This window comes from Candidatus Bathyanammoxibius amoris (assembly GCA_024451685.1).
GTDB classification, from domain to species: domain Bacteria; phylum Planctomycetota; class Brocadiia; order Brocadiales; family Bathyanammoxibiaceae; genus Bathyanammoxibius; species Bathyanammoxibius amoris.
Window position 1 is genome coordinate 20,468 of record JAMXCW010000004.1, and the last position, 26,924, is coordinate 47,391.

At 51.2% G+C, this 26,924-nt stretch carries 24 protein-coding genes and 3 tRNA genes; 13 read left to right on the plus strand and 14 right to left on the minus strand.

What is annotated here, in order from left to right:
- The first annotated feature begins 112 nt into the window (after positions 1-112).
- The 4 genes from NOU37_03605 to NOU37_03620 are packed head-to-tail and all read left to right on the plus strand — an operon-like array spanning position 113 to position 5,971.
- Positions 113-1,540 carry a diguanylate cyclase gene (locus NOU37_03605; GenBank protein MCQ4574322.1) on the plus strand — a complete coding sequence of 476 codons (1,428 nt, stop codon included), beginning with the start codon at positions 113-115 and terminating at the stop codon, positions 1,538-1,540.
- The gene (locus NOU37_03610; GenBank protein MCQ4574323.1) at positions 1,537-2,832 is read left to right on the plus strand and encodes a glycosyltransferase; all 1,296 of its coding nucleotides are present in this window, start codon (positions 1,537-1,539) and stop codon (positions 2,830-2,832) included. The genes NOU37_03605 and NOU37_03610 overlap by 4 nt, the downstream gene beginning before the upstream one ends.
- Positions 2,826-4,937, plus strand: a complete 2,112-nt coding sequence (locus NOU37_03615; protein MCQ4574324.1) for a TolC family protein — start codon at positions 2,826-2,828, stop codon at positions 4,935-4,937. Before NOU37_03610 ends, NOU37_03615 begins: the two co-directional genes overlap by 7 nt.
- A 29-nt stretch (positions 4,938-4,966) precedes the next feature.
- The gene (locus NOU37_03620) at positions 4,967-5,971 is read left to right on the plus strand and encodes an HlyD family efflux transporter periplasmic adaptor subunit (GenBank protein MCQ4574325.1); all 1,005 of its coding nucleotides are present in this window, start codon (positions 4,967-4,969) and stop codon (positions 5,969-5,971) included.
- 17 nt (positions 5,972-5,988) lie between these two features.
- Here the strand turns inward: NOU37_03620 and NOU37_03625 are convergent, their stop codons facing one another.
- The 3 genes from NOU37_03625 to NOU37_03635 are packed head-to-tail and all read right to left on the minus strand — an operon-like array spanning position 5,989 to position 9,710.
- Positions 5,989-7,719, minus strand: a complete 1,731-nt coding sequence (locus tag NOU37_03625; GenBank protein ID MCQ4574326.1) for an EAL domain-containing protein — start codon at positions 7,717-7,719, stop codon at positions 5,989-5,991.
- Positions 7,720-7,730: 11 nt separating this feature from the next.
- Positions 7,731-8,171, minus strand: a complete 441-nt coding sequence (locus tag NOU37_03630; GenBank protein ID MCQ4574327.1) for a response regulator — start codon at positions 8,169-8,171, stop codon at positions 7,731-7,733.
- Between the two features lie 9 nt (positions 8,172-8,180).
- The gene (locus tag NOU37_03635) at positions 8,181-9,710 is read right to left on the minus strand and encodes a PAS domain S-box protein (protein ID MCQ4574328.1); all 1,530 of its coding nucleotides are present in this window, start codon (positions 9,708-9,710) and stop codon (positions 8,181-8,183) included.
- A gap of 331 nt (positions 9,711-10,041) precedes the next feature.
- Here NOU37_03635 and NOU37_03640 point away from each other — a divergent pair, with 331 nt between their 5' ends.
- Positions 10,042-11,349: a nucleotide sugar dehydrogenase gene (locus NOU37_03640; GenBank protein ID MCQ4574329.1), complete on the plus strand. Its 1,308-nt coding sequence runs from the start codon at positions 10,042-10,044 to the stop codon at positions 11,347-11,349.
- A gap of 364 nt (positions 11,350-11,713) precedes the next feature.
- On the opposite strand, the gene NOU37_03645 is transcribed toward NOU37_03640, so the two are convergent.
- Positions 11,714-13,162 (minus strand): DUF799 family lipoprotein, encoded by a 1,449-nt coding sequence (locus NOU37_03645; protein ID MCQ4574330.1) that lies wholly within the window; start codon positions 13,160-13,162, stop codon positions 11,714-11,716.
- A gap of 174 nt (positions 13,163-13,336) precedes the next feature.
- Here NOU37_03645 and NOU37_03650 point away from each other — a divergent pair.
- The 3 genes from NOU37_03650 to NOU37_03660 all read left to right on the plus strand — a co-directional run bounded on the left by NOU37_03650 (position 13,337) and on the right by NOU37_03660 (position 15,264).
- A tRNA-Met gene (locus tag NOU37_03650) sits at positions 13,337-13,413 on the plus strand.
- Positions 13,414-13,640: 227 nt separating this feature from the next.
- Complete coding sequence (locus tag NOU37_03655) at positions 13,641-14,906, plus strand: HD domain-containing protein (GenBank protein MCQ4574331.1); 1,266 nt, start codon at positions 13,641-13,643, stop codon at positions 14,904-14,906.
- Positions 14,907-14,958: 52 nt separating this feature from the next.
- The gene (locus NOU37_03660) at positions 14,959-15,264 is read left to right on the plus strand and encodes a cupin domain-containing protein (GenBank protein ID MCQ4574332.1); all 306 of its coding nucleotides are present in this window, start codon (positions 14,959-14,961) and stop codon (positions 15,262-15,264) included.
- A gap of 6 nt (positions 15,265-15,270) precedes the next feature.
- Here the strand turns inward: NOU37_03660 and NOU37_03665 are convergent, their stop codons facing one another.
- The 10 genes from NOU37_03665 to NOU37_03710 form a co-directional block, all read right to left on the minus strand.
- Positions 15,271-15,987 (minus strand): peroxiredoxin, encoded by a 717-nt coding sequence (locus tag NOU37_03665; protein MCQ4574333.1) that lies wholly within the window; start codon positions 15,985-15,987, stop codon positions 15,271-15,273.
- 296 nt (positions 15,988-16,283) lie between these two features.
- Positions 16,284-16,748: a PEGA domain-containing protein gene (locus tag NOU37_03670; GenBank protein MCQ4574334.1), complete on the minus strand. Its 465-nt coding sequence runs from the start codon at positions 16,746-16,748 to the stop codon at positions 16,284-16,286.
- Positions 16,726-17,202 (minus strand): metallophosphoesterase, encoded by a 477-nt coding sequence (locus NOU37_03675; protein MCQ4574335.1) that lies wholly within the window; start codon positions 17,200-17,202, stop codon positions 16,726-16,728. The genes NOU37_03670 and NOU37_03675 overlap by 23 nt, the downstream gene beginning before the upstream one ends.
- Before the next feature lie 129 nt (positions 17,203-17,331).
- Positions 17,332-18,213 (minus strand): DNA adenine methylase, encoded by an 882-nt coding sequence (locus NOU37_03680; GenBank protein MCQ4574336.1) that lies wholly within the window; start codon positions 18,211-18,213, stop codon positions 17,332-17,334.
- An 18-nt stretch (positions 18,214-18,231) separates the two neighbouring features.
- Entirely contained in the window at positions 18,232-19,602 is a 1,371-nt protein-coding gene (locus tag NOU37_03685; protein ID MCQ4574337.1) for a hypothetical protein, read from the minus strand.
- A gap of 224 nt (positions 19,603-19,826) precedes the next feature.
- Positions 19,827-19,920 (minus strand) — tRNA-Ser (locus NOU37_03690).
- Between the two features lie 85 nt (positions 19,921-20,005).
- Positions 20,006-20,566 (minus strand): class II aldolase/adducin family protein, encoded by a 561-nt coding sequence (locus tag NOU37_03695; GenBank protein MCQ4574338.1) that lies wholly within the window; start codon positions 20,564-20,566, stop codon positions 20,006-20,008.
- A gap of 78 nt (positions 20,567-20,644) precedes the next feature.
- Complete coding sequence (locus tag NOU37_03700; GenBank protein ID MCQ4574339.1) at positions 20,645-21,670, minus strand: zinc-dependent dehydrogenase; 1,026 nt, start codon at positions 21,668-21,670, stop codon at positions 20,645-20,647.
- A gap of 139 nt (positions 21,671-21,809) precedes the next feature.
- Positions 21,810-22,652 carry a 3-hydroxy-5-phosphonooxypentane-2,4-dione thiolase gene (lsrF, locus tag NOU37_03705; GenBank protein MCQ4574340.1) on the minus strand — a complete coding sequence of 281 codons (843 nt, stop codon included), beginning with the start codon at positions 22,650-22,652 and terminating at the stop codon, positions 21,810-21,812.
- 54 nt (positions 22,653-22,706) lie between these two features.
- Positions 22,707-22,919, minus strand: coding sequence for a hypothetical protein (locus NOU37_03710; GenBank protein MCQ4574341.1), 213 nt, complete (start codon positions 22,917-22,919; stop codon positions 22,707-22,709).
- Positions 22,920-23,138: 219 nt separating this feature from the next.
- Between NOU37_03710 and NOU37_03715 the strand changes: the two genes are divergently transcribed.
- The 5 genes from NOU37_03715 to NOU37_03735 all read left to right on the plus strand — a co-directional run bounded on the left by NOU37_03715 (position 23,139) and on the right by NOU37_03735 (position 26,915).
- Complete coding sequence (locus NOU37_03715) at positions 23,139-24,119, plus strand: biotin--[acetyl-CoA-carboxylase] ligase (protein ID MCQ4574342.1); 981 nt, start codon at positions 23,139-23,141, stop codon at positions 24,117-24,119.
- A gap of 170 nt (positions 24,120-24,289) precedes the next feature.
- The gene (locus NOU37_03720; GenBank protein ID MCQ4574343.1) at positions 24,290-24,877 is read left to right on the plus strand and encodes an acyloxyacyl hydrolase; all 588 of its coding nucleotides are present in this window, start codon (positions 24,290-24,292) and stop codon (positions 24,875-24,877) included.
- A 180-nt stretch (positions 24,878-25,057) separates the two neighbouring features.
- Positions 25,058-26,014: a TIGR01212 family radical SAM protein gene (locus NOU37_03725; GenBank protein MCQ4574344.1), complete on the plus strand. Its 957-nt coding sequence runs from the start codon at positions 25,058-25,060 to the stop codon at positions 26,012-26,014.
- 54 nt (positions 26,015-26,068) lie between these two features.
- Positions 26,069-26,143: transfer RNA gene (locus NOU37_03730), tRNA-Gly, on the plus strand.
- Positions 26,144-26,240: 97 nt separating this feature from the next.
- Positions 26,241-26,915 (plus strand): LysM peptidoglycan-binding domain-containing M23 family metallopeptidase, encoded by a 675-nt coding sequence (locus NOU37_03735; protein ID MCQ4574345.1) that lies wholly within the window; start codon positions 26,241-26,243, stop codon positions 26,913-26,915.
- Positions 26,916-26,924 lie beyond the last annotated feature (9 nt).

Here is a 26,924-nt window from a genome sequence, read left to right on the forward strand (position 1 = left end):
ATAGCATTCTTGTTCTGTCAATGTCCGGGGGGTTTTGTTAATTTAAAGGTACGGGCATGAAAGTTTATTACACACCTATTTTATTGTATCTAAAATAGGGGAGGGCTGTTGCATGGGTAAGATTGCACAGCGCAAGCAGGCGCAATTTTGCTTACTGGCCCCAAAGAAGCGGGACGTACGCAAGGGGTTGCTTGAAGACTTAAGTGGCCTGAGCGTGGAAGTTGTCGACTCGGTAACCGACTCGGGCTTGCGTTCGGCAGACGTTATTATGCCGTACGTAAAGGACGAGCAATGGGGCAAAGAAGCTGTAAAGGAGCTAAGGTCCCGGCCGGAGTTTTTTCTCAAGCCTCTGTTAATCCTTTCGGAACGCCCTCTTGAGCAGGTCACGGACGTTGTGGACGATGTGTTAGTCCTGCCTGTCCAACAAGACGTCCTGCGTCCCAAGATAGAAAGGCTCCTCGCTATATCCCAAAGGGTAAAAGGGCTTGCCGCCGTGCCTGATACATTAAGCGGAGAAATGCAGTTAGAGATATTGCTCCTGCGGTTCCTTTACACCAGAGAAAATTATCTCTTGAGACCCAGAAGAGACACCGCCGCCAGCATAGGGTATTCTTATGCCCTGGTCCGGTCATTGTTTGACATGTCTCCCGGTGCTGAAGCCGGCCTTCTGGAAGGGCAGGAAAGGGCGCGCCTGCTTAAATGGGAGATGGAAGACAAGGTCAATCTGTGTCCTTTCTGCCAGCATTTCCAGATAAACTTCCGGGAGATATGCCCCGAGTGCCGTTCCCTGATGATTAAGGAGGAGCCGACTATCCATCACTTCAGATGTGCCTACGTCGGGAAAGAAATAGACTTCAGGGAGGGTCCCGTCCTGAGATGCCCTAAATGCGGGAGGGAGCTCCGTCACATTGGCGTCGATTATGACAGGCCCACCGAGGACCTGTGGTGTACCTCATGCAGCAGCAATTTTTACGAGAGTACGGTGCAGTGTCACTGCCTTAACTGTGACAAGATATTTCCCCCTGAAGAAACCCTCCTCAAGTATATAAAGGTATACTCCCTTACCCCCGAGGGCCGGACGGTTGCCGAGAACGGGGTACTCCCCAGGATGGGCCTTATGAACATCTTAAAAGGCGAGGTCGACCTGTACAAATACGAGGCATTTAAGGAACTCTTCAGGCTGGAGGTGTTAAGGTGTAGACGCTATGACTACGACTCGGCTCTGGCCAGGGTGACTATGAAGAATTTTGATGAGATACTTGACACAAAAGGTATTACCTATGCGCACATGTTCACCAGGGAGTTTGCGACCATCTTCAAGGAAACGTTTAGAGAAACCGACATCCTGACCGAGCTCGACGGCAACGAATTCCTAGCCCTCTGCACGAACTGTGGCAACATAAACGTTAAAAAGGCCCTCGAGAGGCTGAGAGAAAAAAGCAACACCGTCTTTAAGACAGGATTAGACCTGAACTACAACATCATAGACCTCCGCACGGAGGTGGAAGACCTGGACATCGTCCTGGATAAGATGAAATGACAGACTACTCCGTCACAGACGTCATCAGCTACTTACAGTCCTTCAGCTGGGAAAAGACCGTCCGCGTGTACTGGTTCTTTCTTCTTTTTGACTTTCCCAGGTACGTCTTGACCGATGTCTACATTTTTATATACGAGATGATCAGGCTTGGCACGCCCAGGAAAAAAAGGAGCGCGTTTGCCGAAAGTCTGATGGAGAACCCGCCGCTTGTTTCCGTCCTTATCCCGGTCCTGAACGCGGGCGACACGATACAATGGACCATCCGCTCTCTAACCGAGCAGACGTACAAAAACATTGAAATCATAATCGTAGACGACGGCTCAACGGACAGTACCCCGAGAATATGCCGCAGGCTGGAGAAGCAGGAAAGAGTCACGTATTTCCGTTTTGAAGAAAGGGCCGGGAAGTCCGCCGCCCTGAATCACGCCCTAAGATATGCCAGAGGCGAATACATTGTTTTCATAGACGCAGACACCACCTTTGACAGAGACGCCATCTTTAACGTTATAAAGAACTTTGCCGACCCGAAGGTGGGCGCCGTAGCAGGAAACCTGAGGCCACGGAATGCGAAAAGGACCCTGCTGACCCGTCTCCAGCAGATAGAGTATCTCTTTACCATCGACGTCGGACGCAGGATCCGGGCGAACTTCGGTATACTGCCCATCGTATCGGGCGCGTTCGGGGGGTTCAGACGTGAACTCGTGGAACAGGTAGGCGGCCACGAACCCGGCCCGGGAAACGACTCGGACCTCACAATCAGGATCAGGAAGCTGGGTTATAAAATAGTGTTCGCCCCGGACGCCGTCTGCCTTACCAACGTGCCGGACAAACTGTACAACCTGTTAAGACAGAGAATGAGATGGAACAGGAACCTCGTCAAAACCAGAATCATGAAGCACAAAAACGTCTTTAACCCCTTCTCCAAGAACTTTATGATCCGGACCACCCTTTCGTTTATGGATACGATATTCTTCCACGTGGTGCTCGCAGTACTGAGTCTCGTTTATTTGATAGACCTTTCTGTCAACTATCGCCAGATAATGATATTTATACTGGTAGTAAACTACCTGGCCTATTTCCTGGCCGAGTGTTTAGAATTGATAATCGCCGCAATTCTGACAAGAAGCTGGTCAAACCTGGGGCTGTTCCTTTACCTGCCGGTATACAACCCCTACAAAATTATGTTGAAGATTTTCAGAGTGGTGGCATACTTCCAGGAGTTGGTATTCCGTTACTCGTACCATGATCCTTTTGCCCCGTACAAGGTAAGGGAGAGGATGATAAGATGGTAAGCCACAAGACTTTAAGTCTTCTGGCCGTGTCCATACTGGTCTTCTTATTCCAGACGGTTTATGCCTCCGATATGACTAAGCCCCCACGAAAGACCTACGGTCTAAAAGAACTCGAGCAACTGGCCGTAGAGAGAGACGCCAATGTAGAATCGGCCCGCCACCTGGTAAATTCGGCAAAGGGCGAACTGGGCGAGACCGGGCTAAGCTACGGTCCCGACGCCGACATCCTTTTTATATACGGCCCCCGTGGCGGAAAAGTAACGAAAGAAGAAATTCACAAGGAATACCAGGTGTGGATGCTCGTTGAACAGGACCTGGTAGACCTGTTGAAGATCAGGCCCGGACGGATAAAGGAAATGATGGCCGGGGTAGAAGGCGCGGAGGCGGAATTTGAAGAGGCACAGAGATTGGCAATCTATGAATTAAGGGAGCAATATGTTGACATATTGGAGGAGAAGACCCAGGCAGACTTCTACCTCCAGCTTAAAGACATCTACCAGAATTTGCTGGCAATCATGAAGATAAGGCAACTGGAGAAAGAGGCCTTGCTCTCTGACGTACTGGAAATAGAGGGGGCCCTGATTGAGGCAAAGGAGTCATTTCTCACCTTCTGGAACAACTACGAAAGCAGCAGAAACCTCCTGGCACTGTCGCTGGGACTGATGGCGGAAGAGATAGAGATAAGAGACATTAGGCCCCTGCCTCCCCTTCCTTCGGAAGAAAAATTGACACATGCCTCTCTCAAGAACAGAGGAGAGATAAAACTCTTTGAAGCCAACGCGAAACAGGAAGAAGCGAGGGCGTCTACCTCCGCCTATGAGGACATAGACGCGGAGATATTCGGCGGTTACCGTTTCAGGAAAAACAAGGAAGGGGAGTGGAGGTCCGGCCCGGAAGTGGGAGTCGGGTTTTCAATCCCCTTGAGTTACCTGGGCCTTAAGAAAAGCAGGCGGAAACGGTTTACTGAGGCGAAAAGATTCTGGGAGTCGGAGGCGAAGGCCGTTGCCGAAGAGACCAGGAGGGAAATAAGACGGGCCTATGAGAGATATGCACTCGAAAACATCCGAAGCCTGAACGCCGAGAAGGGGATGGAGCTGAAAAGAGAAGAGATGAGAATAGAGCGGGCGAGAATTGAGAACGCCGTAAGCACCGTACCGGCCGACCGTGTCAATCTTCTGATATTGGAGGCGGAAGCCGTAGAGATGGACATGGAGAAAAGGCTTGCGGAATACGAAAAGATGAAGAGCTACTATGAATTGCTTTTCTTGGCCGGCGTATCGCAGCCGGAGGAGTTGAGCGTATACAATCTTGCGGGTGGAGGCGGCAGAAAACTCTACCCCAGGGCCCTCTGGGTATGGGATGTGAAGAACGTCCTGGGCAATGACCCGCAGGAGGCGTTCTTTGTGTCCTTTTGCAAGACAAAGGGTATCGACAGGGTGTTCTTCTCTGTTAACAGGCAGATGGAGGGTTCCCTGCCCCGGAACACAGACATGCCCGATTTCATTACAAGGCTTCACCAGAACAACATAAAGATATCCGCACTCTTTGGCGACAGCCTCTGGGTCTATCCGAGGAAAAGGGCGAGGCTGATAAAACGCATACAGTCGATTGTGGCCTATAACGCCGTCCACGGCAAGCGAGCAAGATTTGACGGCATTCACCTGGACATCGAACCCCACACCTTAAAGGAATGGGGCTCAGAAAAGAAAGAACTTTTGAAGATGCTGGCGGACACCTATGGCCTGGCGAAGGCCGAAATAGCAACCGAGACCGGGTTGCTGCTGGAGGTAGACATACCCACCTTTTATGAGAAGGTAGACCCTTCAGTGTTCAAAAAGATTGTAGAGACGGTCGATGTCATAACCGTTATGGACTATGAGAGAAAGACTCCTGAGAAGGTAATCGGCGCGGCCCGGGCGGAGATAGACGCAGTCGTTAAGGCTGACAAGGGCGTTATAGTGGGTCTCAACGCCGGGGATTTTCCGGACGAGACCGACCTGGAGAAACTCATGATTGAGGTGGGTAACAGACTGTCCGCAACCCACTCCTTTATGGGGTTCGCCATCCATGACTTTGATTCTTATCGGGCACTGGCGGTAAAGTAACGATGCGCTTTAGAAAACGAACAGCATCCATGATCACACCTGAAGAGAGGGAAAGAAGGGGCTTCCCCTGGGGGAAGGTCGTCTATTTCGGCATCCTTGGCGCGATTGTCATCGGTTTCGGGGCCTGGGGGTTCAGCAAGGTATTTTACATCAAAGGCAGGGGAGTCCTCGAGGCCGATTCCATCAAGGTGGAGTCCAAGCTTAATGCCAGGATTATAGAGATAAAGCCGGGCGTAAACGACCGGGTGACAGAGGGAGAGCCCGTCGTCTTTCTGGACAAATCCAGCCTGAAAGCACAAATAACCAGCAAAGAGACAGAAGTCGGCCGGAAGAACATCCTCTCCAGAAACGAGCTTGTGAAGGCGGAGAGTGAGCTCAAACTTGCGGAACAAGAGAAAAGGAACCAGGAGGAGTTGGTAAACGGCCTGCGCGGGGAATATGACAGGGCAAAGAGACTGCTGGCACTGGAAGCCATTACACGCCCCCAGTTCCTGGAGATACAGGGTGCCTTCGGGCAGGCGGAAGCCAATCTCTCCGTCCTATCGACAGCGGCAGCCGTGGCGACGACGACGTATGAGACCCATAAGAAAGAATACGACTACTATCACGAGCTTGTACAGGCAGACAGAAAAGAACACCAGGGACTCCTCCTGGAGACCGAACTTCTGGCGCCGATTAGCGGCGTGGTGACAAAGATATACAAGCAGGTGGGAGAGATGGCGTTGAGGGGGCAGCCGGTTATCGGGATTGCCGACCCGTCAAAGATATTTGTTAAGACCTATTTTGACCCGGCAGACGAGGGGAAGATATACGTAGGGAAAAGAGTCACCGTTATTTTCGCGAACGGAGACAAATACCTGGGAGAAATCAGGGCGGTTTATCCGGCCAGCCATAAATTGCCCCTGGTGTACAGGAAGTATTATGGCCCTGCAGAGACCCCCATAGTATCTGAGGTGGACCTGCTGGCAGAAGAGCCTCCGTCTCAAACCCTGGGGACGACGGCCATGGTGCGATTCAGAAGGCCCTGGTTTTAGAGAAGAAGGGAATGCCTTTAATTCCCCACCCCATGTTCCAGGACTGACGACAAGCGCTTACCCTCTCTCAGTAGTTTTTCAAACTCCTCCGGCGGGACCGGTTTGTTGAACAGCGTCCCCTGTATCTCGTCACACTTTGCCGAGCGCAGAAACTCCAGTTGTGCCGGGGTCTCCACACCTTCGGCAACGGCCTTCAGCTTCAGGCTGTGCGCCATGGCAACCGTCGCCTTCACGACTGCGTCGTTGTCAGGATGTATCGTAAGGTCACGCACAAAAGACTGGTCGATCTTCAACTTGTCTACCGGCAGGCGTGTCAGATAGCTCAGCGAAGAATACCCGGTACCAAAATCGTCTATAGCCACGTGTACCCCCATGTCTTTTAATTCGGCCAGGGTCCTGGCACCGGCTTCCAGGTCTTTCATCAAGACGGTCTCCGTTATCTCAAGTTCAAGAAGACTGGGGGGCAGACCGGTATCTTTCAATACGCGGCCGACTACTTCTGGAAGACCCTGTTTCTGGAACATATGGGCCGAAAGGTTCACCGCCACGCATACGGGCGGAAGCCCGGCCTCCTGCCAGGCCTTATTTTGCTTACACGCAGTCCGCAGCACCCACTCCCCGATGGGTATAATAAGCCCGATATCCTCCGCCAGCGGGATAAATTCCGTCGCCGCTACAATACCCCTCTGGTTGTGCCGCCAGCGTGCCAGGGCCTCCATGCCGACAATCTCCCCGGTGTTGAGATTCACCAGAGGCTGGTAGTATACCATAAGTTCCTGATTTTTCAGAGCGCGTCGCAGGCTGTTTTCCAGTTCCAGTTTCTCAAGCACATTGGTATGCATACTCGGTGAATACAGCTGGTACTTATCCCTCCCCTCCTCTTTCGCCCGGTACATGGCGGTATCAGCATTCTTTAACAGTGTCTCAGCGTCTTCGCCGTCATTCGGGAAGAAGGCAACCCCCATGCTGGTGGTAATAAAGAGTTCATGGCCTTCGAGCATATACGGCTGCTTGATGGATTCTATAATTTTACCGGCAATACCGACCACGTCCTCCACATGGGGGACCTCAACTATTAACAGAGTAAATTCATCACCTCCCTGACGGGCGACAGTATCCTCCTTACGCACACAGCTTTTGAGCCTGCCCGCGGCGCTCTGCAGCAGCAGGTCCCCTATGTCGTGCCCCAGCGTGTCATTAATGACCTTGAAGCGGTCCAGGTCGAGGAATATAACGGCCAACATCCGTCCGGTACGCCTTGCGTGCTCCAGTGCCTGGTCAAGACTCTCCCTGAAGTGTTTCCGGTTTGACAGCCCGGTCAGGGCGTCGTGATAGGCCATGTATTTAATCTTTTCCTCGGCCTTCTTGCGCTCGACAGCATAGCGCATGGAGCGGACCAGCAGACTGGTGTCCACATTCCCCTTGACCAGATAGTCCTGTGCCCCCTGTTTCACCGCCTCAATCGCCATCGTCTCATCGTTCGAACCGCTGAACACTACTATCGGCAGTTCCGGCGCCTTTTCGTGGACACCGCGGAAGGTGTCCAGCCCGACGCTGTCCGGCAGTCCGAGGTCTAAGAGGACAAGGTTTATCTCGCCCTTCTCAAGACGTTCCAGCCCCCCGGAGAGACGGCCTACCCACTCCAGTTTAAACGGCTCGTCACGCGCCTCTGCCAGCATCTCCTTTACAAGACGGGCGTCGCCCGGATTGTCTTCTATCAGTAGCACGTTAATCTTTTCGCTCTCCATTTCCCCTTCTCTCATCTCGGTGGCAGTTTCACTATAGTGAGCCAAAAATCCTCGACAGTCTTTACTATCCCCATGAACTGGTCCAGGTCAACGGGCTTTGTTATGTAGCAGTTGGCGCCCAGGTTATAGGTCTTCAGGACGTCCTCTTCGGCCTTTGAGGTGGTCAGTATCACTACGGGGATGCGCTTCAGGTCTTTGTCGGCCTTGACCTCTGCCAGCACCTCGCGTCCGTCCTTCTTCGGCAGGTTCAAGTCCAGTAAGATAATGTCCGGACGGATCGCCCCGGCATATTTGCCCTCCCTGCGCAGGTAGGCCATGGCCTCTACACCGTCCATGACCACGCTAAGGTTGTTGCGGACCCTGCCCTCCTTGAAGGCCTCCTGCGTCAGGCGCACGTCACCGGGATTGTCCTCCACCAGTAGTATCTCGATAGGTCTGTCGTGAAGTTCCATTTTTGTATTTTATCCCTTAACTGTTGGAAGTGTAAAATAGAAAATTGAGCCCTTTCCCGGCTTCGACTCCACCCATATCCGCCCGCCGTACCGCTCGACTATCTTCTTGCACACGGACAGGCCGATACCGGTGCCGGAATACTCCTCCCTGCTGTGAAGTTGCTGGAAGATGACGAAGATGCGCTCGGCGTACTGCGGCTCTATGCCGATGCCGTTATCCTGTACCGAAAATTGGCACATTCCACCCTTAACCTCTGCGGATACGTGGACTTTCGGCGGCTTGTCGCCGCGGAATTTCAGGGCGTTGCCTATAAGGTTCTGGAACAGCTGGCCGAGTTGTATGGGGTCGGCCATCACGGTCGGCAGCTCGCCGTGGGTCACCTCCGCGCCGCTCTCCTCAATGGCGGCCTTCAGATTGGTGACTGTAAGGTCGAATGTTTCTGAGCTGTCTGTTGGCTCTGGCGCCTTGCCCCGTGTGCCCACGCGCGAGTACTCCAGCAGCGCCAGAATAAGCCTCTCCATCCGGACCGCGCCGTCTACTGCATAGTTGATGAACTCTCCGGCGTCCTTGTCCAGCTTGTCTTTATAACGCCGTTCAAGCAGCTGCATGTAGCTCGACACCATGCGCAGCGGCTCCTGCAGGTCGTGCGAGGCGACGTAGGCGAATTGCTGCAGCTCGGCGTTCGAGCGTGCCAGTTCTTCCATAGTCCGCTTCAGGTTTTCCTCCGCCTCCTTGCGCATTGTGATGTCGCGTATGATGCCGGTGAAGAGCCGCTCCCCGCCCAGACGCACCTCGCTTACCGCCAGGTCCAGAGGAAAGGTAGAGCCGTCCTTACGGCGCCCGACCACCTCACGGCCGATGCCGATTATCTTGGCCTTCCCCGTGCGCAGGTAGTTGCCTATGTACTGGTCGTGTTGGCTGTGGTATGGCTCAGGCATCAGCATGTTGACGTTCCTGCCGATGACCTCGCCGGGTGAGTAGCCGAATATCTTTTCCGCCGCTGAATTAAACGACTGGACGATGCGCTTTTCGTTGATGGTGATAATGCCGTCTACTACGTTATCTACTATTGCGCGTATGCGCTCTCTGCTCTCTATCAGTTCGTTTTCTGCCCGCCTGCGCTGGGTGATGTCGCGTATGATGCCGGTGAAGAGCCGCTCCCCGCCCAGACGCACCTCGCTTACCGCCAGGTCCAGAGGAAAGGTAGAGCCGTCCTTACGGCGCCCGACCACCTCACGGCCGATGCCGATTATCTTGGCCTTCCCCGTGCGCAGGTAGTTGCCTATGTACTGGTCGTGTTGGCTGTGGTATGGCTCAGGCATCAGCATGTTGACGTTCCTGCCGATGACCTCGCCGGGTGAGTAGCCGAATATCTTTTCCGCCGCTGAATTAAACGACTGGACGATGCGCTTTTCATTGATGGTGATAATGCCGTCTACTACGTTATCGAGGACCGCATGCAGGCGCCCTTCGCTTTCCTGCAGCGCCACCTCCGCCCGCTTGAGTCTGGAGATTCCGCTCTCACGCTCTTTGGCCATATAGTTAAAACCTCTGCTCGGGCTACCCTTCTCGTCGTTGATATTTACATCAACCCAACCCGCAAAATCCAGTCATAAATACCCTGGACGTGCTTTTGGCGAGTAACCAGTTGTGTATAAATTAACGCCCCATTAAGTAATCTGTCTGTTACTTAAATCCCCTAAAGCGTATATCATTCCGCGGCCTGAGACAAGGGTTTTCAACGGGCCTGAAGACCGCTGTTGCGATGTCATGGTGTGACCATGACATACCCGACTCATACGGCCAAAAAAGTTCTTGTCTAAGGGCCTATCCGGCGTGTATCCTTTTCTTTACTCAGGAGACGCGAGAATGGACCTTGTAGAAAGAATCAAATCAAAAGACGCGAAGGTCGGCGTTATCGGTCTCGGTTATGTCGGGCTGCCGCTTGCCTTTGAGTTCTGCAAGGCAGGCTTTAACGTAACGGGCCTTGATACAGATAAAGAAAAGGTAGAGTCGCTCGCGCAGGGCAAGAGCTATATTACATATATAGGCGCGTCACAAATCAAACGGGCCTCGTCGCTGTTTTCGGCGACGTCCGATTTCTCAAGACTTTCGGACATGGACTGTATTATTGTCTGTGTGCCAACGCCTCTCGACGAGCATCTCAGACCCAACCTCTCATACGTCCTCAGCGCAACAAAGGCCATCGCCAGGTGCCTTCGTAAGGAACAACTGATAGTCCTGGAATCCACCACGTATCCGGGCACCACCGACGAGCAGATGAGACCAATACTTGAGAAGACGGGGTTAAAGGCCGGTGAGGATTTCTACCTGGCATTTTCGCCTGAAAGGATAGACCCCGACAACAAGGACTTCTCTTTGGCGGACATCCCGAAGGTGGTAGGAGGGTATACAGGTAAATGCCTTGCCGCCGCGCAGACCCTGTATGATTCGATTGTCGTCAGGACGGTGCCGGTGTCATCGACGAGGGTCGCTGAGGCGACGAAACTCCTGGAGAACATCTACAGGGCGGTGAACATCGCCCATATAAACGAGATGAAGGTAATATTGGACAAGATGGGGATAGACGTCTGGGAGGTCATTGAGGCTGCAAAAACCAAGCCGTTCGGCTTTCAGCCGTTCTATCCGGGGCCGGGCCTTGGCGGACACTGCATCCCCATAGACCCGTTCTACCTGACGTGGAAGGCTAAGGAGTATGACTGCACCACTCACTTCATAGAGCTTGCGGCCGAGGTAATCGCTAACATGTCAAACCACGTTGTGGAAAAAGTGGCATGGGTATTGAACAGGGCCGGAAAGCCGGTTAACGGTTCCAGGATTCTCGTGCTGGGAGTCGCGTATAAAAAAGACGTTGACGACCAGAGCAGGTCGCCCGCACTCAAGATTATACAACTCTTAAAGGAACACGGCGCGGAGGTCAGCTACAACGACCCGTACGTCCCCGTATGCAGAGGGCACCACCATTATCCCGATATCGACATGAAATCCGCAGAACTCACGGAGGAAACGCTGAGAAAAGCGGACCTTGTACTCTTGATAACGGACCATACGCCCTATGACTACGGCTTCATAGAAAGACATGCACAACGGATTGTGGATACAAGGAACGTTTTCGCGAGGAACGGAATCAAGAGCGACAAGGTGCACAAGGCCTGACGTTTTTATAACCTCCCTTGAGTAAGACCGTGTATCTGACCAGCCCCTCTTAAACATACATAAAGTGTAAAGAGGGTCACTCTCATAACCCCTAATAGAATTAAATAGATAGCAATAGACAGGAAAACAGCCCACCCTAAACAATTTAATTTAAAGAAAAATAGAGGAAGGAGGCACTCCCGCGAAAGCACTTACATGCCGGGTTCATTCTCAGGGAGTGGAGTAACCGAATAATTTTTGTGAAGTGACGAGATACTTCGCCAGTTCCTTCGCTAATAAGGCTCGGAGACACAGGCGTATTGGAGTGATTCTCTCAGACTCTCAGAACTCTCAGATTAGGGGGGACTGTCTACCGGAAAACAGTTTATGAGGCGCTGTTGGGGGGAATGGGGTCATTCTTACTGCTGTAGATAAAATCGGATAAACTCTTTTCTATTACTTCATCTTCCAGCATTTCCTTCATCTCAAAGAGACCGTCATCACCTAGACTGTCGGCCTCGTCCACCGGGCTATCGGCCACTACACCCGTGTTGCTGTAGACGATGTCGGACGCGTCAATCTCTAGCGTATCGCCTTCTACGGTATTATAAACGACGTCGACGCGTGCAATCTCCATCACCTCCTCCAGGCCGTCATCCGCGGTCAGTCCGGGAGTGGAAGCTAAATAGGTAAAATTATCGCCGCCCGTTGTGTCGCCAACCGCAGTCGTCCCGGTATCTCCCGATTCCAGGGCCTTGTCCAGCACGCTGTCCCTCAGCAGAGTGTCCAGTTCCCGAGGCGACTCGGTGGCCCGCCCTGCACCATTGGCATGGGCAAGCTGCACCCCCTCTATTACTTCTTCAGGGGTATCTTCACCCGGCTTGATGGCAGTGATGGCGCCGCTATCCTCATCTGCCACGCTGGGTTCCTCGTTAGCGCCCTCGGCCACAAGGACTGCCCCGCCGCTGTTGGCAATCGCTATTTTCTCCTTGATGGCCTGTATGTCAGTGTTAGAGGCGACGTAGTTCTTCCAATACGATTCTTTCTCCTTCACCAGCTTCTCGACAATGGGAATATTCGCGACCAGCTCCCGGCAGGCCTCGTCTGCGGCCCTGGCCAAATGAAGTTTCCGGACGTTAAAAGTGTTTTGCAGAGAGGTGGCAATCATGTCTATCGGGCTGAACGCCATGCGGAACTTGTTGTCGCGTCTTACCTCGCTCGCGATAAAAAGATCCTGGCCGTCCTTACCTGATACGCACTTCACCGAGAGCCCTACGGCCACCTGAGTGTAAAGGAATAAATACTTGGCGCTGTACTTAGTCATTTTTCCATATATCACGGCATCCACTCCGAGCACCTTGGCAAGGTCGCGCGCGTCCGTGTTATAAAGTTGTTCGGAGTTGTTTATCTCTAATTCCTTCAGGATGGTGTCCGTCTCCATCAAGCTAAGAAGCTCAAATTCCCTGAGCGACATGTAGGCAAAGAAGAACTTTCTCAGCCTGTTGGCGTAGGTCCAGCTCCAGTCATCCTCTTCCTGTTCGTCACGGGCCGTAACGGGTATCCAGTTGAGCCTGAAATTGCCTCCCTCCAGGTTCTCAAACGGCAGGATGGCAATCTTTCTGGGTGGGTCGTCGAGAAATGACTGGGAGTACTGCACTTTGCCTGTGGCGGGGTCAAGTTGGGCGGCCCTGTCCAGTGCGGTCTTTTTCCCGAAGGTTCCGTTTTCCTGCTCTGACCGGTAAAACGGGTCGTCACTCTTCCAGACCAGGTCGTGACTCTGCATGGCACAACCGGCAACTAAGAATAACGACAAAAAGAGTACAAAGCCCTTCATTATCCCGATTTCCCCCCACTTTAGAAGCGATTTGCTGTGAGCAGCCCACTCCCAGCTTAATCTTAAGAGTATAAGGCTTTAGACGCTAGTGTCAACAAATAATTCCTGAAAATTTTGCATAAATCATTGCCTTGACAGGGGATGTTTTTGTGTTATATTATTTTATATAAAGAACGCGGGGTAGAGCAGTCCGGTAGCTCGTCGGGCTCATAACCCGGAGGTCGTGGGTTCAAATCCCACCCCCGCTACCATTTGCCATATAAGGACTTAGGATAAAATCCCGAGTCCTTCTTTTTTGGCCTGAGGTGCCCGAAAAGTGTCCGCCTGTAAAAAATTGCCACATTAATGCGGACCTGTCTTACATTACCCGGCCATTTTCTATTAACTGTTTTTAAAATAAACCGGCCTAAACTCCTACCCCGCCGCCAACATCATTTAAAGTCGACACATTTTCAGGTATCATAAATATCCCGGAAAAATGCACCGGAATTTTTTTGGCGGTCTTTTTGGCGGTTCTTTTGACGGAAAAGGGGTGGTATTCGTGTCTGACCCGTTCTTCGATGAGATAGGTCTAAATAATGCGGAGAAAGAGCGGCTGCTGCTATCCGAAAAATACGCAACCAAAAGTTCCGACGGCCTTCGCAGGCGCCCGGAGGTGGAGGACGACCTGCGGGGCGCATTTTCACGTGACGCCGACCGTATACTCCACTCCGGCGCATACACAAGGTACATAGACAAGACCCAGGTTTTTTACCTCGTCCCCCACGACCATATCACCCACCGGGTGCTCCACGTCCAGCTTGTATCGAAGATATCCCGGGTGATCGGGCGGGCCATGGGGCTCAACGAAGACCTGATAGAGGCCGTCGCGCTGGGACACGACCTGGGACACTGCGCCTACGGCCATGACGGTGAAGACTATCTCTCCGCACTGTGCGTGGAACACGGCATCGGCATGTTCGTTCATTCCGTCCAGGGCGTCCGCTTCCTGAACAGGATTGAATGGCAGGGCAGGGGCATGAACCTGACCCTGCAGGTACTCGACGGCATCCTCTGCCACGACGGGGAGAGCGACCTGCTCACACTTAAACCATACCGCAACAAAACATGGACCGACCACGAAAGAGAGTTGAAAGAAAAGATGGACGAAAGCGTACGGGCGAAGCCCCTGCCCATGACCCTTGAGGCGTGTGTGGTCAGGCTGGCGGACGGTATCAGCTATGTGGGACGAGACATTCAAGACGCCATCACCCTGAGCCTTATCGGACGGAAAGACATCCCCGCCGACTGTGTAGAGACCCTCCGCATAGACCCCGACAAGATAGTCGCAACACTGGTAAACACCCTGGTCAGGGATTTAATCAGGAACAGCCTGGACAGGGACCGCGCGGCCTTTAGTAGACATGTCTCTAAAGCTTTCGTTAAGCTGAAAAATTTCAACTACGAGAACATTTACAAAAACCCCCGGATAAAGACGCAGGCACAAAAGATACAAAAAATCTTCCGGTTTATGTTCGAGTCCTTCATCAAACACGTAGAGCAGGGCAATGAAGATTCCCGCATATTCAAAGACTTTTTGGATAATAAGAACGACGACTATTCGCGTAACACCCAACCGGCGGAAAAAGTCAGGGACTTTATCGCGGGTATGACGGACAATTACTTTATCGACTGCTTTGAGGAACTGCCCTCCCGGCCCGAAGGCCTGACACCGCCGGAACCATTCGGCTACATAATTCCATGAACATTATGAATGACAAAAGATTCCTGTCATATTTTTTTGGAGAAAAATAATTATGGACATAATAGACATATCCGGGCACAAGGGAGGTTTTTTCAAGATCCTTCAGCAGACGGAGAAGACCCAGTCGGCGGTGATGACTTTCGAGGTGGGACAGGACTCCGGAGGGGAAGACTCACACCCCGGCGACCAGATTATTTACGTCGTGGAAGGCAGGGCGTTCGTGCGCGCGGGAAAGGAGGAGGCTGTGGCCGGACCGGGGATGCTGCTCACCATCCCGGCGGGCGTTAGCCACTACGTGAGGAATGAGGGAGACGTGCCGCTGTTCATCCTAACCGTGTATGCCCCGCCATCCTTTTGACAATTTCTATAATTTCTCCAGCGCCCCGATTACCTCTTCGGGCGCCGGGCGGACCATAAAATTCGGCGCAACCCGCATCCAGCGGATTTTGCCCTCTTTGTCTATAACAATCGTCGCCGGCCTCGCGATGTCCCCGCCTTCGTGCCCCTTCGGGTGCACAAGACCGTACTGCGCGATGACCTGGCACTTTGGATCGGAGAGCAGCGTTACGTCAAAACCAAGTTTTTCATCCTTAAAGACCCTGAGTGATTCCACACTATCCGTGCTGACCGCCACCAGCCTCGCCTCCAACCCCTTAACGTCCGGTATCCTTGCCCCAAGACCTTGGAGCTCCGCGTTGCACGTCATTCACCACACCCCGCGGTAGAATACCAGTACAACGTTTTCCTTTCCGCGGAGGTCTGAGAGGACAAACTCCCTGTCTTCAGAGTCGGGCAGCTTGAAGCCAGGGGCCTCGTTCCCGACCGCGACATTGACATGCGCCTCGGGCAGCGACGCGAGGCCGAAACGCACGTATAGAAACCCCGCGGCTATTACCAGCGTGACCGCCAGCGCCACAGAGGTGCCGGTTGAATGTTCCTGTCTTAATTGTATTAACGCCCAGGACACCGCTATCAGGAGGATAAAGACGTTGGGCCAGGCAGTGTTCCTTACCCAGGGGATTTTGAGTAGTAGAAAATAGGCCACCGGCCCGCCCAACAGGGCGAGAAAGACGGGACCCATGCAAAGAATGTTGGACTTCATTGGTCAGTAGCCAGTAACTAGTTTATACCAGAGTGATAAACCGGCGGGGGGTTTTCTTGATAAAAGCTCAGTCCGGACCTATCCAGTCAGATTGAAAAGACCTGCTGCTATTATTTACCCTTGGCCTTTCTCTGGCGCCTCTTGAGCAGGTACTTCTTCCTGTTCAGCCTGTGTTTCTGCTTACCTTCAAAACCTGCTGCCACTAAATTCCTCCTTTAAAACGAATTGATACGCCAGATAAACTACCACAAATCAGGCACATGTACAACCAACACTTACGGAATCTCGGTAGAAAAGGCCTTGACCCGAAGCTCAGCGGCCTCCCTTTCCAGTCTTTCTTTAACCTCAACCAACGGCACAAACTTCTTTTTCCTCAATTTAATGCTCAGGAAATGGTCGTCCTCTATTTTCATCGGCACTATTACCTCGGAAAAGAAGTCTATGGGGAACCTCTGGTAATATGGCGTGTCTATCTTCGCGTACAGAGTCTCCCTTTCGTATTCCAGCGTCCCGTCCTTGTCTCTCTTCTCTATCACAATCTTCCGTGTGCCGTAGTAGGTAAACTCCATCACCACCGGGCTCTCGCCGATCAGCTCGTTATCGACGAATACCTGCGCTCCCGGAGGGTCTGTCTTGATGGTAAGCGTCCTGGTCACGCATCCGGCACCGCTCAGGATAATAAGCGCCAGGCATGCACATAGCTGAAAATACCTGCTGTTATTGTTCAAGAAAGACAACATGCGCCTCAAGTGTCTCCAGGTCGAGAATGGCGGCAGACGGCCTGCCGTAAAGCCACCCGCCGCACTCCCCCGGGTTTATAAACAGCGGCCTGCCGCCGTTTATCTCAGGCTCGTGCGTATGGCCGGATATGACCACGTCGGCCTTTTCTTTCAGTTTATCCCGCACCCGTTCCAGATGGTGTGTCACAAGGATGTTCCGGCCGTCAAGTTCGAACATGAACGGCGCCTCGTGCACCTCGCCGCAAAGTTTTTTAAGACCCTGCTTTTCGCCGTCATTGTTGCCGAACACACCGATTATTTTTATCCCCGGTTTCTGCAGTTCCTTCAGGGCGAAGGGCGCCACGTAGTCACCGGCGTGTATCATGCATTCCACGTCATGCGCCTTAAACATCTCCATGGCCCGCCGTATCATCGGCACGTTATCGTGGGTGTCCGCTATTACTCCTACCTTCATGGGCTAAACACGTATTTACAAAACAGTGATATAGGACTGGGGCTCTGTCCCCAGTCAGACATCAATGTAGACAGTGTAACTTAAACATGGGTGGCAGAGCACCCATGCTATAGTTGTTTGAAACAATGCTTAGAAATTTATATCGTCTTTTATTAAATATCGTTTAGCTGGTTTTTTAAATGGGGTAATAAAATATTCTTCTTCCATTCTTCTTGCAGGTGAATTTATTGAGTACGGAAAGGCAAAACCGGAGCGTATACACCCTCTGTATATCCTGTACATTTTCTTTATCTCCTGTGCTTTATCATAACTCAAAATCCATTTATTTTTCAGGCGTTTAATTGCCTTGCTTAATTCTAAATGCTCTTTTTCGTTAAAATAATGCCTGTACAAACGATTACCCTTTTTGTAAAAGGGGGGGTCAAAATAAAAAAATATCTTATTATTTTGTTTTACCTTTTCAGCATATCTAATCGTTTTTTCCCAGCCATACGGCAAGACAATCACCCGATTCTTAAAGTGAGAAATGTATTTTATTTTTTCAATCAATAATTTTCTATTAAACCTACAATTTATTTTATATTTTGCGTTTTGCTTCTTTCCGCCTATCGGCCCAGTGCTATCTTTTAAAATCCCTGAAAAACTTGTTCTGTTTAAAAATATACATGCCTCCGCGAATTTTTTATTACTTGCCTCTTTACTTGTTGCTATTTTTTTATATTTGCAAAAGTTTTCAACATTTATATCTACATTCTTGATAAATTTTATTAAACATTTAGGATCGTTAAATACAACCTTCCAAAAACTATATATTAACCGATCTTTGTCGGCAATAATAACTTTATTCACCCAGTTATTTAATAAAAAATTTAATGAAACACTTCCCCCACCAACAAAGGGTTCTACTAAAACGTCAGGCTTGAATTCATTAAAATCCAAAACTTTCTTAATATATTTAACTAAATTGTTTTTAGATCCAGGGTATCTTAATGGGCTTGTGATTTTTTTCATAACACTATCAAATAAATTTTACTTTTTCATTTTTGGATCATTAACGAGAAAACCAAAAAACTTGCTCAAATTTTTCCATAAATCCTTTATAGTAGTCCCTGTCGCTGAAAAGACTGTGTTATGAACTACTTGGTTTAAATTTTTTGTCAGCAGTTCGTTATTAAGTAAAACAACTGTGTCCTTTAAATCTTCGTCTTTAATATACTTATCTCTTACATGATTGATTCTGCTAACAAGTGGCTTCCCGTCTTTTCTTGAATCACCCTTCTTCTTTAAATACTCATCTATTGTAATTTCAATTAATGTCCTTACTAAAAGAGTGCTTGCCGTTGGACACTTAGTTACATTAACCTCTTGCAGCTCTCTAAAAACCTCCTTTATTTTTTCAGATTTAATTCTTGGTAGCGCTTTTCTTGGGTTAATAAGCGATGAAAAGCTTCCTTGTTCAACTATCTTAGTTTTCCTAACACTTATTTTGGGGGCTTCTTTTGCTTTAGGAGGGTTCTCTCTTGCTATTTTAATTAGACCATCAATAACTTTTGCATCAGTAATCGATATGGAATTTAGATATTTTTGTATCTCGGTGTCTTTATTAAGAGTTCTAGTGTTAAGTGGCTCTCCAGATAATGTTTTTTTATGAAAAATATTATATACAATCACTTTTAGTAGAGACAAAAACTCTTTTTCATTATCAATGTATAGACCGTAATCATCTTTTTTTTCGTATTTTAATTTTTTTCTACCTTGCGCACTGTCTACCACTCTATAAAATATTGTCGTAAAGCCTCTCCCTAGTATTTCTTGTTTTATCTTCCGTGGAAAGTCAAGTAACTCAATTTTCTCACCAAGTCTAGCTCGAAATATACTCTTTCGTTCCTTTGGAGAAAGCTTATCTTCAGACTCGCCTCTTGTTCTTTTAATGTAGTGGTCTCGTTCATAATGTTCCCATCTTTTCTCATTATTGCCATGATAGTGCTTCCGCTTTACATAACGCATTCCTTCTTCTTTGTTAGATGTTACGACGGATTCTAGTTGAAACTCTTCGCTGATGGGGATTTTATTCTTTAAAGCCTCAAACTCTCCTCTTAAATTATCCTCTCTGACAAGATTTGGATTTATTAAGCATTTGTAAGCCGCAACTCTTCTATTGCCCTCTAAAACAACATTTTTATCCCTCGTTTTCCAAACGACCAGTTTTTCTAATTGAGGCAAATAAAACTCTTCTACTATTTCATTAGCTAAAGCTGCAATATCATATCTTTCTAATAGAACTTTGATTAATTCTCCCTCATTCCCATCTTGAAGATAATCAGGGAATCTGGAATTTGCATCCCACAAGGTTAGATCCTTAATTGCAACTTTTTTAGCTTCGAAATTCTTATTTCTCATATGTTTAATTTTATTAACCGTTTTTAATAAGTAGTAATTCTCGGATGTTTTCTTCCAGCCTTTGCTTATAAATATTTATAGACGGAAGGATGTCCTCAAAAAGAGCTGTTCGAACTTCTGCATTGGTGAGCGGACACTTGTCCTTGATTTGAGCAATCCTTGGAAAATAGCCAAAACAATAGCTTGTCAAGGCAACAGCCCCCTAATAGCCGAAAGCAAAAATATGGCGGAGAGGCCGGGATTCGAACCCGGGGAGGGGGTAAAAACCCCCTCAATGGGTTAGCAACCCACCGCTTTCAGCCGCTCAGCCACCTCTCCTAAGACGGATTATAACCACTCATATTAACAGGGTCAACACAAAACGGCTTGCTTAAGAATTTCTATTACAAACACCTACGACTTGTTACCGTTTCCCAAGCGCAAGGATTATCTTCGAGGATTCCTCGAGGGCGGAGGTATAGTACAGGGCCTCTTCAAGTGTTTCGCCGGCCGCAAAACTGCCGTGCCCCCTGACCATCACTACGTGGGACTTCTTGAGGGCCGCCGCCACCGCCTTAGCCACCTGTTTGGACCCCACGGCATCAACCACATTCCGCGTAGTAACCACGGGTATCTCGCCCAGGAGGATTTTGCCCTCAGCGTCCAGCGGTTGTATATTCTTGGCCGCCAGTGAGAGGGCGATGGTGTTTGGAGGATGCGCGTGGATGACGGCCCCCGTGCCTGTCGTCTCATATATCTCCCTGTGGACCGGGTACTCCTTGGATACCGTAACATGCCGCCCCCTTGCATTGTTATTGACATAAGAGACCCTGACCACGTCGCCCCTTTGCAGGTCTCCCAGCATGGCGGAGTGGCGGGTGATATGCATGAAGCTGCCCCTGCGGACGCTGGCGTTTCCGCCGTGGGAGGTTATCAGCCCCAGGTGCAGGAGTTGTCTGCCGACTCGTTGGAATTCTTTCAGCATAATCTATTAATTAACGGGTAGACAACGACCTTTACGGTCGTTGATGTTAACGGTTCTGAGAATCGTAGTCCTCCACGCCTATCTCTGCGGCTCAATAATGACCTTGACTGATTCCCCGCCGCCCGCGACAAGCCCGAAACCTTTACCCGTCTCGGCCAGACCCAGGCGGTGTGTAATCATCTCATTAACAGGTACCCTGCGGGCGCGTATGAGTTCCATTGCCGTGGCGATGTCCACGGGCGCGGCGCCGTACGAGGGCATTATGGTTATGGAATTGCGCCAGAAATCGTTGACGGGGACGGGCAGCTCGACGCCGGGTTCGGTGGGCGCGAAACATAGTACAGTGCCGCCGCGGTCCGCCGACCTCAGCGCCTGTTCAAAGGCGGGGAGGGCACCGGCGCATACTATCACCACGTCCGCAAGCCGGCCGCTGTTCATCTCCGGGAGCCGCGCAGGTACGTCATCGGAGGCACGCATGACCGCGTCCGCGCCAAATTTCCCGGCCATGTCGAGACGGTATTCGTTCAAATCGGTGGCGATTATGCGTCCCGCACCGAGCGCGCGGGCAAGCGCTATGTGGAGCAGTCCCGAAATGCCGCTGCCTATGACCAGTACGCTGCCGCCCGGCCGCAGGCGGGCCGTCCTCTGACCCCGTACCACGCACGCAAGGGGCTCGATAAAGGAACCGTCTTCGTAAGACATCTCGCCGGGCAGGACATACACCCCCCTGTCGACGTTGATTTCCGGCACACGCAGGTATTCAGCGAACCCGCCGGGGTCAAAATTCGTGGTGTGCAGGGTATCGCATGCGGTATGGTTGCCGTTCAGGCAGTAGTGGCACGTGTTGCAGGGGACGTGGTGCGAGACAAACACCCTGTCGCCCTTTTTATACTGCACAACCCCCTCCCCAACCTCGACTATCTCTCCCGTAATCTCGTGGCCGAGTATAAGTGGAGCCTTCTTGACGCGGTACCACTCCATTACGTCGCTGCCGCAGACGCCGCTGGCCATCACCTTTACCAGCAGCTCGCCGTCGCCGACTTTGGGAACCGGCCTTTCTTCAAGCCGCACGTCACTGTTGTTGTAATAAACCGCTACGCGCATGTGTACCGATGAACTGGGAATGCCTAGTTAAAAAACGTGGGAGCAAGCTCCCACGCTACGTTTTGTTGTAGGGGCGGGGTAATCCCGTCCCTGCGCAGGAAATCAGAGAAATGGAATTTTAGGAAGACTTTTCTCACACCTACGAAGCTACGACCTCTTTACCGCTCTTGACCTCATTGAATATCTCGTTGGCCTCCCCGGCGGTGGCCTTTTTATGGATAATGGCGTGCAGGGCCTTGGCCATGGCAACGGGGTGTTTGTTCTGCCAGATGTTCCTGCCCAGGTTTACGCCTATGGCCCCCTTTTCCATACCGTCGTGGACGAACTCGAAGACGGGGAGTTCAGTGTCAAACTTGGGACCTCCGGCGATAACGACCGGGACGGGACAGCCGCCCGTGACCTTGTCAAAGTCTTCACACCAGTACGTCTTCACCACCCGCGCGCCCAGCTCAGCGGCGATGCGGCAGCACAGGGACAGATAACGGGCGTCCCTCTTCTCAAGCTCCTTGCCGACTGCGGTAACCGCCATTACGGGGATGCCGTACTCCTCGCACTCATCCACAAGCTTCCCGAGATTTAACAGCGTCTGGCGCTCATAGCTGCTCCCGATAAAGACCGAAATGCCGACCGCCGCGACGTTAAGCCTCACGGCCTCTCTTACGGATGTGGTAAGCCCTTCGTTGGCAAGGTCTCCCCCGACGACGCTGGTTCCGCCGGATACACGGAGGATGATCGGCTTGCTCTTGTCAGGGTTAATCGCCGAGCGCAACACCCCCCTCGTTACGAAGAGCGCGTCAGCAAACCTGATTATAGGCTTAATCGTATCGCCGGGTCTTTCGAGTTTACTTGTGGGTCCCAGAAAGTATCCGTGGTCTATCGGCATAAACATACAGTGGCCGTCTTGTTTTATAAGCTGCGCCAGGCGGTTTTGCATTCCCCAATCCATAACTGATCCTCCTCGAATTATCTGAGTTACCGACAAGAGGGGGCATTGCGGCCTGCTTCACCCTCTTGCACCATATTATATCTATGAAATTCATTTTTCGGGCCGCACTATCAGATAGCCTTTATCTATCAACCAGTGGTGAAACTCGTACGTGGTGCGTATACAGGCGGTCTGACATTTCTGGCGTATGTTTTGGTGCTCCTCGGAACCTTCCTGCCGGGTGTCCAGCTCCAGCTGTACGGGGCATTTCGTTTCCTTGCAGTATTCCCGCCGTTTGTAGTCTGCGTGTCCTTCGATTGGCATGACCTTACCCTTTCAACACGTGTGGATCTTCGTCAAAACCCTGCAGGTCTTTAAGTCTGCAATACATAAGCAGAAGGCAGATGCCGCAATTATTACCACACAACCAGAATGGTGTCAACTCAAAATGCCGCGGCATCAATCAGGTTGACTCTCGTGCCGTAATACTGTTATAATCCGGCCCACCTCAACATCTTAAACAGGATCAAGGACGTCTCTGCCTTGAAAAAAACACTGCTCGACTGCCTGCGTGACAACATAGGTAGACGGTTCACATCCAGCGAACTGCTCCTGCGTACCTCCCTGACCCGGAGCCGGCTATATCAGGAAGTCCGGCACTTACGGCAGGCAGGCTACGTCATTGACCACCGCCCACGCCACGGATACCGGCTTAAGGCCATCCCTGACCGTCTGATACCAGACGAAATACATCGGGGGCTCAAGACACACATAATCGGCCGGGACATACTTACGTACAAAGATGTGGATTCCACCATGGACGTGGCCGCAAGGCTGGCGGAAAAGGGCGCCCGCGAAGGGACCACCGTCTTTGCAGAACGACAGCGCGCCGGAAAAGGCAGGGTGGGACGCCACTGGTACTGCCCCGGACACAAGGGGATACTAATGACCACCATATTGAGACCACATATAAAGGCCGATCGTATATATTTATTGACGGTGATGATGACCGTGGCTACCGCGGAGGCCATTCGCGACTTCCTGAACCTGCCCGCCTACATAAAATGGCCTAATGACGTCATCATCAATAACAAAAAGGTATGCGGCGTCCTGGTGGAGACGAAGGCACCCAGAGGAAGGAAGCCGTACTTCCTGGCCGGTATAGGAATAAACGCAAACCTTACAGGGCCGGAACTGCCGAAGGGCGTCATCTACCCCGCCACTTCATTGCTCCTGGAAAAAGGCTCGCGTGTCAACCGCATCGCGTTCTCACAGGCCCTTCTGATGCGGCTGGACGGATGGTACGCACATTTTAAGAAAGGAGACTACAGGAATATCAGAAAGCGGGGCGCGGAACTGTGCCCCATGATAGGACACCGGGTAAGGCTACAGGAAAAAGACATCGAATATACGGGCAAGATATTGGACCTGTCGGCGCATGGCGGCCTGGTTGTGGAACTCGACACCGGCGCCCGTGTGACGTTCCGGGGCGAACACCTCGTAATAAAAGAAATCACTCCATAGCCTGTCTTCTTTTCAGGCCCCTTTTGCTTAAGCACCAGGTAAATTCGCCCAGAATACGTAAGTATCATAATACTGCCTCATAGGCATTCTACCCCCCCATTAAATCCTTGACATATGAGACACTTAGTGAATATAATTCCGCCATGGGGAAATTAGTGAAATTGGGGGTTTTGCCTGTTTTCGTAATAGCCGCTTTTCTCAGTGCTTCCGCCTCTGCGCAGGTGGATTTTCAAGAAAAAAAGGTGCATCTTGATAAAAAGAAGCACTATGAAGCGGGCATGCAAGAGTATGGTATAAGCGGCGGCTTTGCGGTTAGCCCTGAGGACAAAATTATAACCGATTTCATTTTGCTTCCAAAATGGGGTTATATCGTTGCCGACTTTGACGGCCTCATCCCGGGAGCCTTTGAGGTAGAGCTGGAAGGTGTGGCCGGGATGTTTATGACACCCGGCGCGGCCTATGAGACCGGTTTTAATCTATTGTTCACCTATAATTTTGAGACAGGGACACAATTTGTACCTTTCTTCTCTGCGGGGGCAGGGTTTCTTTACACTAACCTCGGCAGCCAGGTCCCCGACGTGGGCTCAAAGTTTAACGCCAGCCCTCAGGGAGGATTGGGGGTTAAATACTTTATAAACGACACGACCGCCCTTAGCCTCATGGGACGCATCAGACATATCTCCAACATGAGTACGGTCGAACCAAACGGCGGCATTGACGGTGGCATGCTGTTATTCGGTATTGACTTCCTCCACTAAAACGAAAACAAAAATTCTCTCATCAATTATCTCTAAAAAAACCCGCCTCACTTCTTTTGTGCACACGGACATCACCCAAAGAACCTGCCCGCGTTGACACGCCTTGCGTAATCTGCTAAACTCGGAAATCGTCTTACCTGAGACTTGCTCAACGTTTGCGCCTGTAGCGGATAAAGTAACATGTCAAAAGTATACGCAGTAGAAAGACCCTGGCAACGCGAGACGCGATATTACTCCTTCGGCCGCTACCTCAAGGAGAGGTTCCCGTTCAAGGTACACAAGATACCAATCCACGCGGGTTTCACCTGCCCCAACAGGGACGGTTTCAGGGGCACCGGCGGCTGCACGTTCTGTGAGAACGAGAGCTTTAGTCCCAACGCCAAAGGCCCTTTGACGTCGCCTGTCAGAGAGCAGATACGCAGGGGCAAAAAATTTCTCCGCTCCAGGTACGGGGCGGAGAAGTTTATCGTCTATTTTCAGGCCTTCAGTAACACGTACGCGGACATCTCAACACTAAAATCCAGATACGACGAGGCCATGGATGAAGAAGACATCATCGGCCTCTCAATAGGCACCCGGCCGGACTGTGTTTCAGACAAGGCGCTGAGGCTCATAAACTCTTACTCCGACGATTATCACGTCTGGATAGAGTACGGCCTTCAAAGTATCCACGACGATACCCTCGAGCGCATAAACCGCTGCCATACCTGTCAGGAATTCGAGGACGCGGTGTACAGGACCAAGGCGCTTGGGGGTGTGAACGTCTGCGCGCACGTCATACTCGGCCTGCCCGGCGAAAACCGCTCAGACATGATAGCCACGGCACGCAAGGTCTCCAGCATGGGTATCGACGGCATCAAGCTACACCATCTCTATGTGGCAAGAGGCACCGCCCTGGAACGGGAATACAGGTCGGGGAGGGTGAAGACCATGGAGATGGAGGAATACGTCTCCGTTGCCGCCGATTTTCTGGAAAACCTTTCCCCGGACATCACCGTTCAGAGACTGGTCGGAGATACCCAGGGAGACGGCCTTGTCGCTCCCCTGTGGACCGCCGGTAAGGGTGAGGTCGTCCGGTCTATCAGCGGTGAGCTTCGCCGCAGGGGTACTTTCCAGGGTGCGCAAATTGTCCCTTGACTTTGATATGTTTTGTGCTTAAATTCCCGCTGAAGGTTGATATACAACAAACACGCGGGCGTAATTCAGTGGTAGAATACCAGCTTCCCAAGCTGGGTGTCGTGGGTTCGAATCCCATCGCCCGCTCCATTTCTACCAGCAAAGGACCCGCTAGCAGGTGATTTCAGAAGTAGATTTACAAGGTTCGCCAGAAAAAACCAGCCGGACTTCCCTGCTAAGGCTTTGTTTGACAGTATTGTTGCTAGCGTATTTCTCCGGCTGCGCCCGACCACCGGAAGCTGTCCCTCCGACACCTGCCGCGCTTAAAAGACCCGGATATACCACTCATAAGATCCGGCACGGCGAGACGGTGTGGGCGATCTCCCGGAGATACAATATCCCGCCCCAGACAATCATCCAGCTAAACGGGATTAAGGACGTAACGGATATCAACGTAGGAACAGAACTACTGATACCCCGCAGCGGTTATTCATCAGTCGCAAGCACTGCTTCCACGTCTTACACTACCCCCGGGCCGGCATCCGGCAAAGGTTTCATCTGGCCCGTTAAGGGGAAAATCATCCAGCGTTACGGTGACATCGTGAACGGGCAGAAGTGGACGGGGATAGACATAGAAACGCAATCCGGGCAGGACGTCCTGGCGGCAAAAGGCGGCGTGGTTGAAGTTGTAACTGAAAATCCTGACGGCTGGGGTAAGGTAGTTGTGATAAGGCACAACGACGGCATCCACACCTGGTATGCCCATAATTCAAAGGTCTTTGTAAGAAAGGGCAACTGGGTTAAGCAAGGGCAGAGAATTGCCCAGGCGGGCCAGACCGGCAGTGTGACAACACCGGAACTGCACTTCAAAGTCTTCAATAACGACAGGCCAGTTAATCCGCTATCCTATCTGCCCCGGTGATTGCAGTAT

What these genes read in the sequence shown, in the direction of transcription:
- NOU37_03680 (MCQ4574336.1), bottom strand. Translation starts at nt 18,213, where the DNA reads ATGAAAAAAATCACAAGCCCATTAAGATACCCTGGATCTAAAAACAAT.
- NOU37_03640 (MCQ4574329.1), top strand. Translation starts at nt 10,042, where the DNA reads ATGGACCTTGTAGAAAGAATCAAATCAAAAGACGCGAAGGTCGGCGTT.
- NOU37_03635 (MCQ4574328.1), bottom strand. Translation starts at nt 9,710, where the DNA reads ATGGCCAAAGAGCGTGAGAGCGGAATCTCCAGACTCAAGCGGGCGGAG.
- NOU37_03610 (MCQ4574323.1), top strand. Translation starts at nt 1,537, where the DNA reads ATGACAGACTACTCCGTCACAGACGTCATCAGCTACTTACAGTCCTTC.
- NOU37_03615 (MCQ4574324.1), top strand. Translation starts at nt 2,826, where the DNA reads ATGGTAAGCCACAAGACTTTAAGTCTTCTGGCCGTGTCCATACTGGTC.
- NOU37_03605 (MCQ4574322.1), top strand. Translation starts at nt 113, where the DNA reads ATGGGTAAGATTGCACAGCGCAAGCAGGCGCAATTTTGCTTACTGGCC.
- NOU37_03645 (MCQ4574330.1), bottom strand. Translation starts at nt 13,162, where the DNA reads ATGAAGGGCTTTGTACTCTTTTTGTCGTTATTCTTAGTTGCCGGTTGT.
- NOU37_03660 (MCQ4574332.1), top strand. Translation starts at nt 14,959, where the DNA reads ATGGACATAATAGACATATCCGGGCACAAGGGAGGTTTTTTCAAGATC.
- NOU37_03725 (MCQ4574344.1), top strand. Translation starts at nt 25,058, where the DNA reads ATGTCAAAAGTATACGCAGTAGAAAGACCCTGGCAACGCGAGACGCGA.
- NOU37_03655 (MCQ4574331.1), top strand. Translation starts at nt 13,641, where the DNA reads ATGCACCGGAATTTTTTTGGCGGTCTTTTTGGCGGTTCTTTTGACGGA.
- NOU37_03710 (MCQ4574341.1), bottom strand. Translation starts at nt 22,919, where the DNA reads ATGCCAATCGAAGGACACGCAGACTACAAACGGCGGGAATACTGCAAG.
- NOU37_03620 (MCQ4574325.1), top strand. Translation starts at nt 4,967, where the DNA reads ATGATCACACCTGAAGAGAGGGAAAGAAGGGGCTTCCCCTGGGGGAAG.
- NOU37_03685 (MCQ4574337.1), bottom strand. Translation starts at nt 19,602, where the DNA reads ATGAGAAATAAGAATTTCGAAGCTAAAAAAGTTGCAATTAAGGATCTA.
- NOU37_03625 (MCQ4574326.1), bottom strand. Translation starts at nt 7,719, where the DNA reads ATGGAGAGCGAAAAGATTAACGTGCTACTGATAGAAGACAATCCGGGC.
- NOU37_03695 (MCQ4574338.1), bottom strand. Translation starts at nt 20,566, where the DNA reads ATGCTGAAAGAATTCCAACGAGTCGGCAGACAACTCCTGCACCTGGGG.
- NOU37_03700 (MCQ4574339.1), bottom strand. Translation starts at nt 21,670, where the DNA reads ATGCGCGTAGCGGTTTATTACAACAACAGTGACGTGCGGCTTGAAGAA.
- NOU37_03630 (MCQ4574327.1), bottom strand. Translation starts at nt 8,171, where the DNA reads ATGGAACTTCACGACAGACCTATCGAGATACTACTGGTGGAGGACAAT.
- NOU37_03670 (MCQ4574334.1), bottom strand. Translation starts at nt 16,748, where the DNA reads ATGTTGTCTTTCTTGAACAATAACAGCAGGTATTTTCAGCTATGTGCA.
- NOU37_03675 (MCQ4574335.1), bottom strand. Translation starts at nt 17,202, where the DNA reads ATGAAGGTAGGAGTAATAGCGGACACCCACGATAACGTGCCGATGATA.